We start from the raw sequence: 17,841 nt of genomic DNA, 5'->3' as shown, positions 1-17,841 counted from the left end.
TTGTAAAGGGTTTTCATAGAAGTTCCTTAAGATGATTAAAATCAATGAAGTCTATCGCAATGTTTACTTTGCGTGACTATATTTTATCACAACCGTTAAGGGTTGTGTTAGAAAGTAATTAAATAATTCACAAATCGCACCGCAATAGCTGCGATGCGATTGTGTACTAAATACTTACATTACCAGTAGTAACCAATACCTAGGTTACCTGCATTCTCGTTTTGGCTGTTGGTTGCGTATGAACCACGGAACAACCACTTGCCATTGTCAGAGATTGAGGTAAAGCCTACAGCCACACCAGTCTCACCTTCGTACTGACCTAGAGCCGCTACGATACCAGACTGACCTTCACGGTATGCTTGTGGCAGACCTGCAGCAGCCATCGCTGATGCTGAGCCAGCTTTACGGTTAGCATCTAGATCACCGATGCGGTTGTTCACATCACCAATTTGGTTATTGATGTTGCTTTGTAGCGCATATAGCTGGCTACCGTTGATCGCATCAGTAGAAGATGGGCTGATTGCGCCATTTGCTACGTGAGTGATTTGGTTACCACCAACGCTTAGGGCATAGCCAGTACCTGCACCAGTATTTGGATCTTGATCAGCAGTTGCTGGAGTTGTACCATCAGACTCAAGTACAGTGCCTGCAACAGTGGTTAGCGCTGTGTTTGGTGCGCCATTGACTGCACCACCAACATTCACTGTCGTTGCATTAACATTTGGCGCTGTGATTGAGTTAGATACATTCACATCTGCTGACAGATTGTAGATCACATCATTGTTATCTGCAGATTTGGTGATATTGATGTTACCATCAGTATTCTTCATATCTACAGTTTCACCTGGACTTACCAATGAACCATTTGCACCTTGCGCGGTTAGTGTAAAGCCTGAACCATTGATTGCTTTAGCGACATCACCAGCGGTTGCGATTGCATCTGGCTTAGCAGGTGTGTTGACCTTACCATTATCAGCATTGGTTAGCGGTGTGGTATTCACTTCAACCTTGATGCCATCTGGTGTATTAGATACCGTGGTAGTATTGCCATTCACTAGATTTACAGGGCCGGTTACATCATTGCCATTGACCTGAGTCGTCGGAGCGATCGCTGTGATTTGGCTACCTGTGATCTTATCTGCTTCTACAGTCGCACCCTTACCATCTTTTTGGGTGTTGTAAGTGCCATCTGGTTGTAGATATGCTGTGATTGGATTACCATCTGCATCGGTCGCAGCATAAGTAATCATGGTTGTGCTGTTATCTACATTCACATTATAAGTCACATTGCTAATCGTACCATCTTTGCTGGTGGTAATATTAGCTGTTGTACCAGTACCATTGACGAAGTTCACGATATTAGATGGTGTAACTAGGTCTTTATGGTTACCGTTTTCTTGTAGGTTCCAACCTGAACCATTGATTGCATCTGCAACGTTTTGAGCAGTTGCAACTTGATTACCTGCATTGTTGATTGCAGTTTGTGCTGCATCTACGGCATCTTGAGCTGCTTTCTTCTCAGCTTCAGTTGCAGTATCAGGTAGTGCTGCTAGTGCATCTTCAGCTGCTTTTAGCGCATCAGTCAACGCTGGGGTTACAGGACCTGTGACAGAGCCGTCGGCTTCAGGAGTGATTTCACCAGTATTCACCTCAACCTTGATACCATCTGGTGTGTTAGTCACGGTTGTCGTATCGCCATTAACTAGGCTGATTGGACCAGTGACGTTTTCACCATTAACTTTTGGTCCAATAGCAGAGATTTGGCTGGTTACAGGACCAGTGTATGGAGAACCATCTTCATTGGTATAGCCAGTGATGTTGCCAGCTGCATCTTTAACAGGAGTTAGTAGGTTACCTTTAGCATCTGCATAAGTGATTTCGGTGGTCTTGTTATCAACATTCACATCAAATGTGATATTGCTTTGAACACCATCTTTAGACTCAACACGTGCAGTCGTACCAGTACCGTTTACAAAGGCAACAGTGTCGTATGGCTTAACAAAGTCCACATCTTCATTGTTAACTTTCAGATTCCAACCAGCATTTAGTACGTCACCTAGTGTTGCTGCGTTATTACCTGCAGTGTTCACAAGGTCTTGAGCGTCTTTTGCGGTAAATGGTGTACCATCCGCTTTGTTTGGCGCAGTTTTTGTAGGTGCATCACCGACACTTGTTGTATTTGGCAAGGTAGAATTTAGGTTAGAAATCACATTCTTACCATCTACAGTACCAATAGTGATTGGGTTCTCCACTTTGGTGATAACATCTGCTGGATCTACAACATTGCCTTGAGCATCAACAAAATCACCAGCTTTATTTTTAGTAACTGGATTACCATCTTTATCTGTATAAGTGATTTCGTTGCCACCAACAGTGGTGCTGTTGAAGGTTACGTCATCAGCTGTTGCATAGGTGTAAGAGATCACATCTGCACCGTTTGCATCTTTTTCAACTTTTTGAGTGACAACCATGTTTTTGCCAGCTTCAAAGTTGACTTGTTCACCTGGGTTAACCAAGGTTTCGGTTGCTGGACCAGTTGCTGTGGTTGAGTTGGTTCTCCAGCCTGAGCCGTTGATAGCGTCAGCGACGGTCTTGGCACTTACAAAGCCAGTTGGGTTGTTGCCATCTGTATCGCCCGCTTTGACAGCACCTGTATTAACTGGGGCTGCGCCTGTGGTATCTTCTACAAAGCTAATCGCACCTGAATCAGCAAGCTCAATCTTCACATCATAAGTACCAGTTGTTGCATTGTTTGCACCAGTCACAGAGATATGGTTGTCGCCGATGAAGTTTACAGTGTTTGCATTCTTCACAGCTGCATCATAACCATTGTCAGGTGTTGCTACTACCCAGCCGTAGTTCGCTAGATCTTTGGCGGTAACAACAGCATCAGGTGTGTTTTTCGCTGCAGTGGTCAGATCAAGTAGATCGGTTGCAGTTTTTGCGGCTTTTTCACCGACATTGATTGAAGTAACTGGTAGTTTTGAAGTGACGTTTACGTTGGTAAATTCAACGCTATCTTCAGTTGAGTAAGTGATTGTACCGTTAGCTGCTTGCTTAACAGCCATATTCTTACCAGCAACCATCTCAATCACATCACCTGGATTGATAAGTTCATCACCAGTGCTTGCTACGTCTTTGGTACCTTCTGCAGTTGCAGAAGACTTCAGAGTAAAGCCTGATGCGTTGATAGCATTAGCCACAGTGGTTGCATTAACCAGTTTGTCGCCACCTGTTGTCGGTGCTTCAACTTTACCATCTTTGCCTGCTGTATCATCTGCAAGCTTATTATCACCAACAGTCGTGGTTAGGTTTGGATCAGCAAGGTTAATGTCAACTTTGATTTCATTTGAAGCGCCGTTATTGCTTGGCGTTACAGTAACAGTAGTACCATTGCCGTTAACGAAGTTCACAGTGTCGTATGGTGTTACTACGTCTTTAGCTGTACCGTTTTCTTTTAGGTTCCAGCCAGCATTTAGTACGTCACCTAGAGTAGCAGCGTTGGTTAGACCAGTGGTTGGTTTCGCTGTAGTTTCGGTTGCACCTACTGGTGGTTGGATAACAGTAGTTAGATTAGAAATCGTACCACCAGTATCACCTGCGCCACTTGAGATAACAACTGGGTTGTTGTCTGCATCATCAGCTTTAACTTTGATTTCTTTGAACTCAGGTTTTTCAGCGATTTGGATTTGTACTTCATTGTTAGAAACAACGGTTTGTACGTTTTTGGCTGAGTAAGTACCTGCTGTTGGAGCTGCTGTATCACGAGCAACGCCATCTACTTTAGTCGCTGCACCGATGATAGCAAGTGCTTCACCTAATTGTTGCTGTGTACCGTCACCTGCTGCATAAGTCTTATCTAGCGTCTCAGCATCGGTATCTGCATTGGTGTTGGCAGTGATCGTTAATGGTTTAGCCGCTTGTTTATAAGCATAGTATAGCTGTGAGCCGTTGATTGCATCGGTAGATGTTGGTGAGATACGGCCTGCCGCTACGTTAACGATTTGACGCTCTTTACCTTCAGAACCAACAGATACTACTGATGTCGGTGTTGTACCTGCAAATGTGCCATAAGTTACACCTGCAACCGTACCTTCAGTGGTTGGATTAGCTGTTGTTGTAATTGAGCCACTACCTAAAGCCACTGCATCTGCGTGAGTTGCTTGGGCTAAATTACCAATTGCAATGGTATTTTGTGCGTTCGCAGCAGCCAGTTTTGCTTCTTCAGCAGCGATGATTGCTTTTTGTGCTGCGATGATTGCTGGATCATTTGCAGTATTGTACTGCTGAGCAAGAGTTGCATGAGCAGCATTTAGTCTTGTCAAGTCTGCAGTCGCTTGACCAGACACCGCGCCTGAACCGATAGCAATTGAGTTACCTGTTGATGCTGTCGCATTGGTACCGATTGCTGTTGAGTTGGTACCTAATGCAAATGCACGGAAACCAACTGCATTTGAGCTGTCGCCATGTGCACGAGATAGACGAGAAGCAGCAAACGAGCTATCGCCAAATGAACGTGCCGCCACACCGACTGCGGTCGCCGCAACATCAGCTGCTGTAGCAGCATGACCGATAGCGGTCGCATTCACTGCAAATGCTTTAGTTTGGCAACCCATTGCAATTGAGCCTGTTGAGTTAGCATTTGAAGCAGAACCAATCGCGATAGCAGTACCGGCAGTTGCATGAGCACCTGGACCTACCGCAACAGAGTTTCCACCTGTTGCACTAGACATCGGACCAATCACGGTATCCATAAACTTAGCAGCGGTGGCGTTATAACCAACAGCGACAGACTGATCACCAGTTGCTTTTGAAGCAAAACCTACAGCAGAAGCATAATCAGCCGATGCAAGCGCGGTTGTACCTAATGCAGCAGCATTCGATTTCTCAGCTTTGGCAAGCTGACCAAATGCAACAGAACTCTGGCCAGAAACAGCGCTATCACCAATAGAGGTACCAACACCGACAATAACCTCATTGCCTAAGCGATCCGTTCCACGTGCAGTAGTTTGTGAAGCCATCGCATAAGCATTGTTACCGATTGCGATTGCCGTTGAATGACCACCTTTGTATTGCTCAACAGTTGCACCTTTACCAACAGCAACTGCGCCTGGAGCACCTGACGGACCAGTATCTCCTATAATTTTAGCTTCTTGGCCGATAACAACACTGCCATCACGTGCCAATGTATTTGTACCGATAGCAATACCAGAACCTGTGGTGCTAGATGATTTCTCAACTTTTGCACCGTGACCAATTGCAACACCTGCTATTGACGGAGATGTCGCATTCACACCAGCAGTCACTGCATACTCACCTGTTGCACCTGCTTTATCGGTAATTTTACCAAGGTTAGTTGCAGAATCACCTGCTCCTTGAGTAGTTGTTCCATCATTAGTATGGAAATAGATGTTACCAATTTGTTGACCAACAACATCCAACGCAGCATATAGCTGTGAGCCGTTGATGGCATCGGTAGATACATTGGTGATTGCACCCGGTGCGACGTTCTTGATTTGACGCTCTGCGCCCACTGAGCCGATAGATACGTACTGACCTGCGTCCTTGACCTGACCTGCAAAGCCTGAGTAGGTCAATGTCGCTGCGCCTGAGCCAATGGTCACTTCTTTAACAGTCGCAACTGCTTCTGGTGCACCAGCGCCTTTACCAGTCACTTCGACTGAGCTATCACCTAGGACGACTGAGCCATTGGTGCTTAGAGCAGTGATATTATTACCTAGTGCAACTGAACGCTCGCCTGATACGTTGGCATTTGAACCAAAGGCGATAGACGATGTACCAGTAGAAGTAACGGTAGCATTCGTACCGATAGCGACAGAGTTATCTGCATATGCGGTAGCGTTCGCACCATAAGCAAGAGCATTGTCAGCTGCTGCAATGGCTGCCGCACCAACTGCGGTTGCGTTAGTTGCATTTGCAAGTGCTTTATAACCTAGAGCCGTTGCGTTCACTGCCAGAGCTTTAGAACCTGTACCTACTGCGGTAGTGAAATCACCTTCTGCCACCGAACCTGCTGCGATTGCCACACCACCTTTGGTAGAAGTAATAGAGGTGGAGGTCATATTAGCACCAGCTGCTGTTGTTTGGTTGCCTACACGAGCCCCCGCACCAATTGCCGTACCTAGCTCAGCACCCGCCTGTACATAAGCGGCTGAACCCAGTGCTGTACCAAACAACTCATTTGAATGTGCTTTTGCACCAATAGCTACAGAGCCATCTTTAGCATAGGTAGTTTCATACCAGCCACTGACATTGTTTTTTGGTAATTCCGTTCCTGTGATATCGTAGAATTTGTTAGCAACATTAGGCTGAGTTACGATTGCGTCATAATCATTTGAACCAATCGCAACCGATGAATGACCTGATACAACCTGGGCACCGATTGCAATTGACTGATCGCCGATAGCACGAGAGTCAAAACCAATCGCAACCGCTTCATTTGATTGCAAGCGTCGAGATTGAGCACCTGTATCATCAGTAACACCTGCGCGATACATCAAGCGGCCTGCATCCAATCCGCCACTATATGTAGTATAATCTACATCACTTAGACTTCCCGCAGTACCAGCAGCAGCGCCAGCAGGGGTTAAAAATCCAGCGAGTGCATTACCACCGATTACGGTTGCTCCACGATTCTGACCATCCGTCCCAACATTTCGTACTAGTGCATCACTACCAATAACAACAGCAGGTCTTGATTCAACCGATCTATCGGCACTATCGCCAATGAATTTAGCATTAGCACCAATCACAACCGCATTATAGTTAGTATATGTTTCCGCACCAATAGCAGTACCCTTCATTGAGTTTTCAACTGTTGAGTTGTAACCAATTGCAGTACCACCAGCATTTCTCATCAAACCAGCATTTGTAGCATGGACGTATGACACAGTTGCATTTTCACCAATTGCCATACCCTTGCCCGCATTTGAAACTGTTGCGGCACTCTTACCTGAACCGGCGGTAATTGAGATAGCTTGGAGTTGTGCAGCTGACAAACTTGACCAATCCGCTGCAACAACTTCATCGATTGCACCGTTTGGATCACCACCCACAGCCATCGCTGCATGTGCAGAAGTGCCTGCAGTTGCTGCAGCTACTGCCACGGCTGCCGCTAGGGCTGTCTTAGCAGTCTTGACTGATTTTGTTTTGCCTTTTGAGCGAGCGATTTCAGAAGCAGCGACCCATGTACGAGTCGCATGGTTCCAAATTACTTTATAGACTTTGTTCATATTATCTCTATTAGTTTAGAACAAAAAAACTTAAGTGGTGGATTATCACGAAATAGTCGCAAAATAATTACATACACTTAAGACCAATTGAAGCCGTAAGATTCGCCTAACAATGGCGCAACTTACAGAAATTATCATGGTGTATTTTAGCATAAATTCGTCTAGATAACCTGAAATATTTTATTCATTTTGTAAGTTCGTACTAGTAATTTTTGCATGATAACTATTTGATTTATATATAGTTTATTCCGTGTATTTTTATACAATTTTATCAATGGGGGGGGTTGTGTATAGTTTTTGTAAATTTCAAATGGTGAAATGATATGTTATTACTAATTACAAATTTTTATGATTGAATTAACCAAATTGCAAATCATATTTGAGCGACTGATTGGCGGTGTGGCTTGGGCTTGTTGGCGGATTTGTCAGGATGGATGGGCTGATTGATGATGGTTGCTAATTTATCAGCGTAGCTATCCACGCCTTGGGATTTTTTTGGTATAATGATTAAACATTGATATTATTCAACTCCATTTACCATTGATTAACATTAAACTTATAAGGATCAGCCATGACAGCCACACCACAGTCAGCCATCATCTTTGATCATTGCCGTGCGGGTATTTTTATTGAAGCGACATTCACCACCGATGACACGACTGCCATTGCTGCAGCGTGCCGTGATGCACTGAGCACACTTTCCGAGCTACAGGATAAGTACGCCGGTGAACAGCTTAGCCTCACCATCGGCTTTGGGGCGGATGCGTGGGCGAGATTTGCCAAAGATGGTGAAGGTAGCCAAATCAAGCCGTTCCGTCCACTCGGCGGTGGGCTTGCTCCTGCGACACAGCAGGATGTGCTATTTCATATCCAGTCGCTGCGCCATGATATCAACTTCAGCCTAGCGATGGCGGTGGTGCGTGCGTTTGATGGCTTGATTGATATCAAGAGCGAAACGCATGGCTTTCGCTGGGTCGAAAATCGCGGGCTAGAAGGCTTCGTCGATGGCACAGAAAACCCCCAAGGCGAGCATATCAACGAAGTCGCCGTCATCGCAGATGGTATCGATGCCGGTGGTAGCTATGTGATGGTACAAAAATATCGCCATGATTTGCCAAAATGGGATGCCCTGCCTATCGCCGAACAAGAGCACTGTATCGGTCGCTCAAAGGTGGATAATATCGAGTTTGATAAGGCTGATCGTCTGCCTGACTCGCACTTGGGTCGCACCAATCTCAAAGAAGACGGCAAAACACTCGAAATCGTCCGTCGCAGTCTGCCATACGGCACGGTCAGTGGTGAGCATGGGCTGATGTTCATCGCCTATAGTGCACGCCTGTGGAATATCGAAGCACAGCTACTGTCGATGTTCGGCGAGACTGATGGCAAGACTGACCTACTGCTCAAGAATGTCACCACAGCGGTATCGGGGGCGTATTATTATGCGCCATCAGTTGAGCGTCTGTCGGCACTGTGATTGACCATTAGCCATCAAAAGCACGGAATATCGTATGCCCCACTCGCACCATGATCGCTTAGCCCAAGTCGCATTGGCGGTGCCTGTGGGGGATTTTTTTGATTATCTATGCCCTAAACATCTGTCCCTGCCACAGGTGGGGATGCGTGTGGTTGTGCCTTTTGGTCGTCGCCTACTCATCGGTATCGTGGTCGGGCTGATTGATCGCGCTGATAGCCAAGTGCCGATGGATAAGCTAAAGCCCATTGAGCAGATGATCGATGACACACCAATCATTGATGATGAGCTCATCAGACTTGCCAAGTGGCTATCGCACTACTATCATCATCCGCTCGGTGATGTGTATTCGGTAATGCTACCGACACTCATCAATCAAGGTAAGCCTATCACCCAGCCGATACGCCATTATCGAGCCATCCTGCCTGATGGCGTATCTGATGCTATGGCTGATGGTATGGCTGATGATCTCATCGCTCGCCTGCCAAAGACCGCCAAGAAACAGCGAGCGATATTACAAACGCTCATCGCACATCCCGATGGTATCAGCCAGACGACGCTGATGAGTCTTGGGGCGACTCGGCAGGTGCTGACGACACTACAGGATAAGGGGCTGATTGAGCCGTTTGACACCCTGATACAGCCATCTGTGCCACGCCCTGCCACGCTCAAGCACCCTGCGCTCACGCTCAATATTGAGCAGGCACAGGCACTCAATGCCATCACCGATGCCTGTGATGGCGGATGCTATCAGGCATTCTTACTCGATGGTGTGACGGGCTCTGGCAAGACCGAAGTCTATCTACAGGCGATGGCGCATACGCTTGCACAGGGTAAGCAGGTGCTGATACTCGTGCCTGAGATTGGGCTGACACCGCAGACTCGTGCACGCTTTGGCGATCGCTTTGATGCCAATATCTGCGTACTACACTCCAATCTCACCGACAGCGAACGACTATCAGGCTGGCATGACTGCCAAACAGGTGTCGCCCAAATCATCATCGGCACACGCTCAAGCGTGCTGTATCCCTTTGATCATCTGGGTCTGATCATCATCGATGAAGCGCATGACACATCGTATAAGCAACAAGACCATCTACGCTATCATGCCTGTGATGTGGCGATGGTGCGAGCGATGTTTGCCAAGATTGTGGTGGTGCTTGGGACGGCAACACCAAGCCTTGAGCAGATGAAGCTTGTCCAAGATGGTAAATTGCACCGTCTGATGCTCACTCGCCGTGCAGGGGATGCCAAAGCGGTGAGATATCAGCTTGTCGATATGCGACTGGGCACACAGCACACCATGCACACCGATGGCAAAAGCAGTGACAGCACGCTCTCCCCTGTGACGGTGCGTGAGATACGAGCACGGCTTGAGAGGGGTGAGCAGGTGCTCGTGTTTCTCAATCGTCGTGGCTATGCACCGATACTCATCTGCTCCGCCTGTGGTCATCAGGCAGACTGCCCCAACTGCGATGCGCACTTGACCGTGCACAAAAATAACTTACAGCCGATGTACAGCACTCTACGCTGTCATCACTGTGGCTATATCACACCGATGCCAAGCCATTGCCCTGACTGCCATAGTGCCAATCTCGACAGTGTCGGCACGGGGACGACACGACTGGTCGAGCATCTGCACGCTTTGTTTGCCAATCCGCAGGTGAGTCAGCAGACTTATCCGATTATCCAAATCGACCGTGACACCATGCGAAAAAAAGACGCATGGGATACCATTACAAGACAAATCCACACAGGTGAGCCTGCGATACTCGTCGGTACGCAGATGATTGCTAAGGGGCATCACTTTCCCAATGTTACGCTGGTGGTGATTGCTAATGCGGATTTAGGCTTTTTGTCCCCTGATTTTCGCTCGCCTGAGCATACCGCGCAGCGTATCATCCAAGTGGCAGGACGAGCAGGACGAGCGCAGAAACAGGGGCTTGTACTCATTCAGACACTACAGCCGAACAGTCCGCTACTGATGTCACTCATGCGTGATGGCTATCATGCCTTTGCCCATCAGCTGCTCACCGAGCGTCAAGCACTAGGACTACCGCCCTATAGCCATGCGGTGCTGATCCGTGCTGAGAGCGGTCAGTATGCCCGTGCCAAAGATGCCATCATACAGGCAAGGCAGCTCATCCCTGCCGATCATCCCTTTGCCATCAATGTCGCCGATGCGCCAATGGCAAAGAAAAACAACCGCTATCAGGTGCAGATGCTGATTTTATCTAAGCATAGACCGAGCTTGCATCAGTTTTTGGATACTTGGTGGGGGCAGGTGCAAGCACTACCAAGCACGAAGGCGGTGCGGATGAGTATTGATGTTGATCCTGTGGGGTGGTAAATTGTTAGACAATTATGATAACTCATGCTCTGCCAAGCACCATGAGCAGACGACTGATGAACAAGCTTGGCAAATCATCAAAGCACGCATAGCAAAAGCCAATACGGGCATCGGTCTCACCATTGATAGCACACAAGCCCGTCGCCAAATCCGTGAACGCTTGGTGAACAAAGCTATCGCCATGAATTTGATGAATAACCAAGCATAAGAATGATTGTATTAAGATGATGATGGATAAATGCACCACCTGTCAAGACCAAACACCCACACCATCCCCGCAAGCACTGCCAAATGCACAGGATAAAATCCATAAAACACATAGCGACCGCCAAGCCACGACGGTATCGCTCGCCCTTTTTGTCCGTTGTGCAGTGCAATTAGCACTGCAGTCAGTGCCATGCCAATGTGCATAAAGCCAAGCCCCACTGTGGCATTTATCCCATAAATCAGCACATAGGCCACAGGCAGGCTCAGCAGATACATCATCAGCTGATACCTAGGATTATCCATCCAATACCAAAAAATCACCGCCCACAGCATCATCGCCAGCCCATACTCGCTATAAGTCGCCAACAATATCAGCGGTAGCATGGTGACTAATTTCAACCATATTTCAAGTCGCGACTGCCACAGCATTAATGCCAACAAAGCCATGCCAAGCGAGAACAGCACATTGCCCCAGATGACATCACCGATGCTATCTGCCATGCCGATTTGGTACTGAAACCACATAAACACAGGCTGCGAAATTACCGCAAAGCCAAACAGCCGCCCAAGATAGTGCATCACATTGCGACTACTGACAAACCCCATCGCCAAGAAATATGCCATCATCGGCGCAACCATCCGCCCAATGGTATGCATCAGCTCGCCTGCGATGCTATCAGTCGCCACAAACGCCCACGCCACATGGTCGATGACCATCGCCACCAGCATGATGAGCTTTAGGTCAAATAAGCTTAATCGCTTGATAGCCATCGTCATTTAATCTAAATCCTAGCCATCAATCCAAACAGTGCTTTGGCGAGTGTTTCTTGGACAGTGATGTCTGACACCGCCACAGCGTCTGCCCATCATCGGCATGGGTGCGATAGATGGTCATCGTGCGTTCATTGAGATAGCGAATCGGATAATGCGCCCCTGTGATGGTCGCCACCACCGCACAGTCTGTCTTTATGCCTGCAGGTGCATCGGTGATGTGGATGCGGATTTTTGGGTATTGGGTCATCACAGGCAGATGCGTCGGGCACGCCCCTGTACTTGCCATCAAGACATCCACTCGCCGAGCAACGGCATTGGCACTGCGATAGGTGTCGTACAGCAGTTCTTGTTCTTTTGACTTGGCATAAATCGGCACAAACTGCGTCACGATAATCGACAGCAATATCCCAAAAATCGCAAACGCCACCGACAGCCCCACAAGACTCACCCCGCCTTCGTGGCGCAGATGCGCTTTTTGAGCTTCGTCATCATCCGGATACAGCTCAAACACATCGGCAATCTCACGCCGAGCCATGCGATAATAATACGCATCCGACCACCTAGCAACCATCCCCGCCCAAAACAGCCATACCACAAGACCAATCCCCACACGGGTCATCACCTGCCATGCTTCGGGCAAATGGCTAATTAGCACAAACTCACTCACCGCCAAGATGATGGCAATATTCACCTTAATAAACGACCAACCAGCGACACAATACACCACGCAGTCCAGATAACGCTTACGGTACAACAGCCACCCAAAAGTCATAAAAAACGCCGCCCAATGCCAGCGTGCGTGCAGTTTACCCGCCTTGTCAAATTCTTCAAAGCGTCTCAGATAATACGCCTGCGAGCGATGACCGATAAACCACTGGTCAAGCTGACGGCGCTTGGCATCGCTGATATTCGCCTGATAAAATGGCGGCGGCGTGGTATCTTCTAAAAATGGTAAACGAAACATAACTTGGCTTAGCTTGGCAAAATTTGAAAAAACAATTTGACGAAAACAAAAAAGCGACAGACAACGGCACAACTTGACAGCAGACGGCATGGCAGGCAAGTTTGTCCGCTTGTTCAAAATCACAAAACGCATTATAATGACGGCTATTTTTAAGCTAACATTTTACGCCCTTTTATGACAAATTCAACCACCCAAGCCGACACCGCCATCATCGATACTGACGAAATCAGCACACGCCTTGCCAAGCTTGCGCAGACGCCCGAGCAATTTCGCAAAATCAACACCTTTATGAAACGCCGTACCCACATGAGCCAGCAGGTCGAACAGGTGCTTGTGGATGGCAGTCTTGGGCATATTTATGTCAATAGCACAGGCGAGCTGGGTAAGCTGGGTGATGTAAGCCACATCACCGATTTGCGTGCGTTATTCGCTGATATGTCCAATGGGGCAGATGCGCCGATTACCCTTGAGATTGGCTTTGGGATGGGTGATAGCCTGCTTGAGATGGCAAAAAATTCCCCAAGCACCAACTTTGTCGGTATCGAAGTGCATGAGCCGGGCATCGGCCGCCTAGCACTCCTGGCAGATGAGATGGGCCTAACAAACCTAAAAGTCATCAACGGTGATGCCATCGCCCTACTTGATAACCTGCCTGACAATCATCTGGATACCGTGCAGTTATACTTCCCCGACCCATGGCAAAAAAAGCGTCATTATAAGCGCCGCTTTGTCACCCATGACCGCATGGCAAAGGTCGTGCGGGTGCTGACTACAGGGGGTAAATTTCACGCAGCGACCGACTGGGAGCATTATGCCTTTTGGATGCTAAAAGTGCTTGATACCATGCCTGAATTTAGTAATCCGCATGGCGTGGGGAATTTTGCACCACGCCCTGAGTATCGCCCTTTGACCAAATTTGAACAGCGTGGCATCACGCATGGTCATGGCGTTTGGGATTTGATTTATATCAAGGCGTGATGGATAATTAAGCCAAAGTTTATTATCATAATATCAATCCAAGCGGTTGGCACGCTTAGAGTGTCACCGCTGTCTCAAAATACTCAACCGTCGGAAACGGCTCATAAAAATGATGCAACAGCTCTCGCCACTGCTGATATTGGCTAGATTTTCTAAAGCCATCTTGGTGTGATGCGATATCCTGCCAAACCACATGAAGTAAATAACGCCCCACGCCATCATGGTGACGGTATAAATTTAGACTGATAAATCCGGGCATACCACTGATGATGTGCTTGGCTTTATCAAAAGCCAACTCAAACGCTTCTGCCTGCCTTGCTTTGACCGTCAAATACGCAAATTCATTAATCATAATACAACAAATTCCAGCGGGTGATTTTTGCTTATTGTAGCAAAATTTGCTAAAATGGTCGGATTATTTTGTTTTTTAATCCCACTCGGTAGCGGTTATATGTTTGAAAGTAGCAAACATCACTACCAACGCCAACATTAGGAGTTATTATGGTTGCAATCACTTTACCAGATGGCAGTGTTCGTCAATTCGACGGACAAACCACCGTCATGCAAATCGCCCAAGACATCGGTCCCGGACTTGCCAAAGCCACCATCGCAGGTCGTGTCGATGGCAAATTGGTGGATGCTTGCGACCCGATTACCACTGATGCCAGCGTGTCTATCATCACCGCCAAAGACCAAGAAGGTGTCGAAATCATCCGACACTCATGCGCCCACTTGCTCGGCCATGCGGTCAAACAGCTATACCCTGATGTCAAAATGGTCATCGGCCCTGTCATCGAAGACGGCTTTTATTATGACATCTACAGCCCACGCCCATTCACCCCCGAAGACATGAAAGCCATCGAAGAGCGTATGAAAAAGCTCATCGACCAAGACTATGATGTCATCAAAAAAATGACGCCAAGAGATGAAGTCATCGAAATCTTTAAATCTCGTGGCGAAGACTATAAGCTACGCCTAATCGATGATATGCCTGATGAAACAGCGATGGGCTTGTATTATCACCAAGAATACATCGATATGTGTCGTGGCCCACACGTGCCAAATACTCGTTTTCTAAAGGCGTTCCAGCTGACCAAAATGAGCGGTGCGTACTGGCGTGGCGATGCCAAAAATGAGCAACTTCAGCGTATCTATGGCACAGCTTGGGCGGACAAAAAAGAGCTTAAAGCCTACATTCAGCGTATCGAAGAAGCCGAAAAGCGTGACCATCGTAAGATTGGTAAGGCGCTCGGTCTATTCCATCTACAAGAGCAAGCACCGGGTATGGTGTTTTGGCATCCAAATGGCTGGACGATTTATCAAGTACTTGAGCAATATATGCGTAAAGTGCAACAAGACAATGGCTATCTTGAAATCAAAACCCCGCAAATCGTCGATAGAAGCCTATGGGAAAAATCAGGTCACTGGGAAAACTATGCCGAAAATATGTTTACCACCAGTTCTGAAAACCGTGATTATGCCATCAAGCCGATGAACTGCCCTTGCCATGTGCAGGTGTTTAATCAAGGGCTAAAATCATACCGTGATTTGCCACTACGCCTAGCAGAATTTGGCTCATGCCATCGCAACGAGCCATCAGGCGCACTACATGGTATCATGCGTGTGCGTGGCTTTACCCAAGATGATGCGCATATTTTCTGTACACACGCCCAAATCCGTGACGAAGCCCAAGCCTTTATTAAGCTGACTTTGGATGTTTATAAAGACTTTGGCTTTAGCGACATTGTGATGAAGCTATCAACCCGCCCAGAAAAGCGTGTCGGTGCTGACCATCTGTGGGATGATGCCGAAAAAGCTCTAGCGGATGCCCTAGATACCGCAGGTCTGGCTTGGGAGCTACAAGAAGGCGAAGGCGCATTCTATGGTCCAAAGATTGAATTTAGCCTAAAAGACTGCCTAGGCCGTATGTGGCAATGTGGCACACTACAGCTAGACTTCAACCTACCAGAGCGTCTAGATGCCGACTTTATCAACGAAAATGGCGATAAAGAGCGTCCTGTGATGCTACACCGTGCGATTCTAGGTTCATTCGAACGCTTTATCGGTATCTTGATTGAAGAATACGCAGGTCTGATGCCACCTTGGCTTGCACCAACTCAAGCAGTGGTGATGAACATCACCGACAAGCAAGCCGATGCCTGTGATGCTGTCGTCGCCAAGCTAAAAGCCGCTGGTCTGCGTGCGGTGAGCGATTTGCGTAACGAAAAAATCGGCTTTAAGATTCGTGAACGCACCCTAGAACGCATTCCGTTTATGCTGGTGCTTGGCGATAAAGAAGTCGAAGAAGGCACAGTCAATGTGCGTACTCGTGAAGGTGCAAACCTAGGCTCTATGCCTGTTGATGCCTTTATCGCCCTACTGAATGACGCAGTCGCCCAAAAAGGCAATTATGTCGCAAAGACTGCTGAAAAAGCTGAAAAATAAGCCTTGATGAAATTTGCCCAATACCCCAAATATTGGGCAAATTTTTTTAAAAGTGCATAAAACCATTTGACAAAAATTTAGCAAATGGTTAATAATAGACACTTTAATGCCAAAGTATTGGCAGACAGGTCAATGAGTGATTGCCAAGAGAGCATCAGCGATTGACAAAAGAGCAATTAGATTGGAGTAAGACCCATTAAACCGTCAAACCGTTTAAATATTAACGAAGAAATCCGTGCCAAAGAAGTCCGCCTAGTCAAAGAAGATGGCGAACAGCTTGGCGTGGTAGATATCCAAACCGCACTAAAAACCGCCGCTGATGATGGCCTGGACTTGGTAGAAATCGTGCCTGATGCCAAGCCACCTGTGTGCAAAGTGATGGATTATAAGCGCTATTTGTACGAACAAAAACAAAAAGCCAAAGAAGCCAAAAAGAACCAAAAACAAACCCAAGTGCGTGAAATCAAACTACGCCCAGGCACCGAAGAAGCCGACTATCAAGTCAAACTTCGTAAAATCGTTGAGTTTATCGAAGATAAAGACAAGGTGAAAGTCAGCATCCGTTTCCGTGGCCGTGAGATGGCTCACCAAGAAATCGGTAAAGCACAGCTTGAACGCATCATCGCCGATACTGCCGAGATTGCAAGCGTTGAGCAAGCGCCGAAGGTCGAAGGCCGCCAAATGGGTATGCTACTTGGCCCTGCCAAGAAAAAATAATCGCCCACGATTATCAAATGCATTCTATGGTGATTGCTAATGATTGGCAATCACCTTTTGTGCTTTGATTGATTTGACTATTTTACCAAGCATTCTTGGCAATTAGCCTAATCATTCTGAATTGACATGGAATTAGCATGGCTTGGTGCAACTTGCTTTTGCATGATGATGGCATCACAGCAACCTGTAGCAGTTTGGTAGTAGCCTTTTCGCACATCAATCGCTTCAAAGCCCATTTTTTGATACAGGCTGATGGCAGGCGCATTGTCCGCTCGGACTTCTAGCAGTAGATTGTCGCTGTGCTGATGTTGCATTTCATCCACGAGTGCTGTGATGAGTGATGCCGCCACCCCTTGCCTAGCATAGCTTGGATGCGTGCCGATGCGATGGATTTCGGCAGTTTCAAAGACGATTTGATAAATACAATAGCCCTTGATTATTTGGGTATCAGTCCCATCTACAGCAAGCATTAGCCCTGCCCCAAACTGCCCAAGACTTGAACAAATCTCATCCACCTCCCACGCATCATCAGGCAATAAGACACGCTCAAGCTTGGCAACTTCATCCAGCCACCGAGTTTGACAAGCCCGCTTATCAGCATCGATATTGCCCTTTGCCAAGTTTATAATCATAATCGACATTTTTACCCCATTCACCCACAACAAACCACAATAAACCA

The 17,841-nt window shown here is 47.3% G+C and carries 11 protein-coding genes; 6 read left to right on the top strand and 5 right to left on the bottom strand.

What is annotated here, in order from left to right:
• Nucleotides 1–179 precede the first annotated feature (179 nt).
• Complete coding sequence (locus tag B0680_RS09080; RefSeq protein WP_078254776.1) at nucleotides 180–7,253, bottom strand: ESPR-type extended signal peptide-containing protein; 7,074 nt, start codon at nucleotides 7,251–7,253, stop codon at nucleotides 180–182.
• Between the two features lie 571 nt (nucleotides 7,254–7,824).
• Here B0680_RS09080 and B0680_RS09075 point away from each other — a divergent pair.
• From B0680_RS09075 to B0680_RS09065, 3 genes are read left to right on the top strand one after another with little or no spacing between them, the layout of a single operon-like run.
• A complete protein-coding gene (locus B0680_RS09075) occupies nucleotides 7,825–8,730 on the top strand; it encodes a Dyp-type peroxidase (protein ID WP_078254775.1) in 906 nt (301 codons plus the stop codon).
• A 34-nt stretch (nucleotides 8,731–8,764) separates the two neighbouring features.
• On the top strand, nucleotides 8,765–11,077 hold the full coding sequence (locus B0680_RS09070) for a primosomal protein N' (protein ID WP_078254774.1): 2,313 nt from the start codon (nucleotides 8,765–8,767) through the stop codon (nucleotides 11,075–11,077).
• A gap of 1 nt (nucleotide 11,078) precedes the next feature.
• Nucleotides 11,079–11,285 carry a hypothetical protein gene (locus B0680_RS09065; protein WP_143821408.1) on the top strand — a complete coding sequence of 69 codons (207 nt, stop codon included), beginning with the start codon at nucleotides 11,079–11,081 and terminating at the stop codon, nucleotides 11,283–11,285.
• An 11-nt stretch (nucleotides 11,286–11,296) separates the two neighbouring features.
• Here B0680_RS09065 and B0680_RS09060 read toward each other — a convergent pair whose 3' ends face one another.
• Nucleotides 11,297–12,061 (bottom strand): TraX family protein, encoded by a 765-nt coding sequence (locus B0680_RS09060; protein ID WP_078254772.1) that lies wholly within the window; start codon nucleotides 12,059–12,061, stop codon nucleotides 11,297–11,299.
• 19 nt (nucleotides 12,062–12,080) lie between these two features.
• Nucleotides 12,081–13,022: a DUF2628 domain-containing protein gene (locus tag B0680_RS09055; protein ID WP_078254781.1), complete on the bottom strand. Its 942-nt coding sequence runs from the start codon at nucleotides 13,020–13,022 to the stop codon at nucleotides 12,081–12,083.
• 174 nt (nucleotides 13,023–13,196) lie between these two features.
• Between B0680_RS09055 and trmB the strand changes: the two genes are divergently transcribed.
• Nucleotides 13,197–14,000, top strand: a complete 804-nt coding sequence (gene trmB, locus B0680_RS09050; protein WP_078254771.1) for a tRNA (guanosine(46)-N7)-methyltransferase TrmB — start codon at nucleotides 13,197–13,199, stop codon at nucleotides 13,998–14,000.
• A 55-nt stretch (nucleotides 14,001–14,055) separates the two neighbouring features.
• Here the strand turns inward: trmB and B0680_RS09045 are convergent, their stop codons facing one another.
• Complete coding sequence (locus tag B0680_RS09045) at nucleotides 14,056–14,352, bottom strand: antibiotic biosynthesis monooxygenase family protein (protein ID WP_078254770.1); 297 nt, start codon at nucleotides 14,350–14,352, stop codon at nucleotides 14,056–14,058.
• 149 nt (nucleotides 14,353–14,501) lie between these two features.
• On the opposite strand from B0680_RS09045, the gene thrS reads away from it, so the two are divergent.
• Both thrS and infC read left to right on the top strand, forming a co-directional pair.
• Nucleotides 14,502–16,445, top strand: coding sequence for a threonine--tRNA ligase (thrS, locus tag B0680_RS09040; RefSeq protein ID WP_078254769.1), 1,944 nt, complete (start codon nucleotides 14,502–14,504; stop codon nucleotides 16,443–16,445).
• 219 nt (nucleotides 16,446–16,664) lie between these two features.
• A complete protein-coding gene (infC, locus tag B0680_RS09035; RefSeq protein WP_199174105.1) occupies nucleotides 16,665–17,162 on the top strand; it encodes a translation initiation factor IF-3 in 498 nt (165 codons plus the stop codon).
• Nucleotides 17,163–17,269: 107 nt separating this feature from the next.
• Here the strand turns inward: infC and rimI are convergent, their stop codons facing one another.
• The gene (rimI, locus tag B0680_RS09030) at nucleotides 17,270–17,803 is read right to left on the bottom strand and encodes a ribosomal protein S18-alanine N-acetyltransferase (protein WP_228143789.1); all 534 of its coding nucleotides are present in this window, start codon (nucleotides 17,801–17,803) and stop codon (nucleotides 17,270–17,272) included.
• Nucleotides 17,804–17,841: the final 38 nt, after the last annotated feature.

Source organism: Moraxella pluranimalium (assembly GCF_002014825.1).
Classification (GTDB): Bacteria; Pseudomonadota; Gammaproteobacteria; order Pseudomonadales; family Moraxellaceae; genus Moraxella; species Moraxella pluranimalium.
This window is presented reverse-complemented; position numbering and strand designations above follow the sequence as displayed.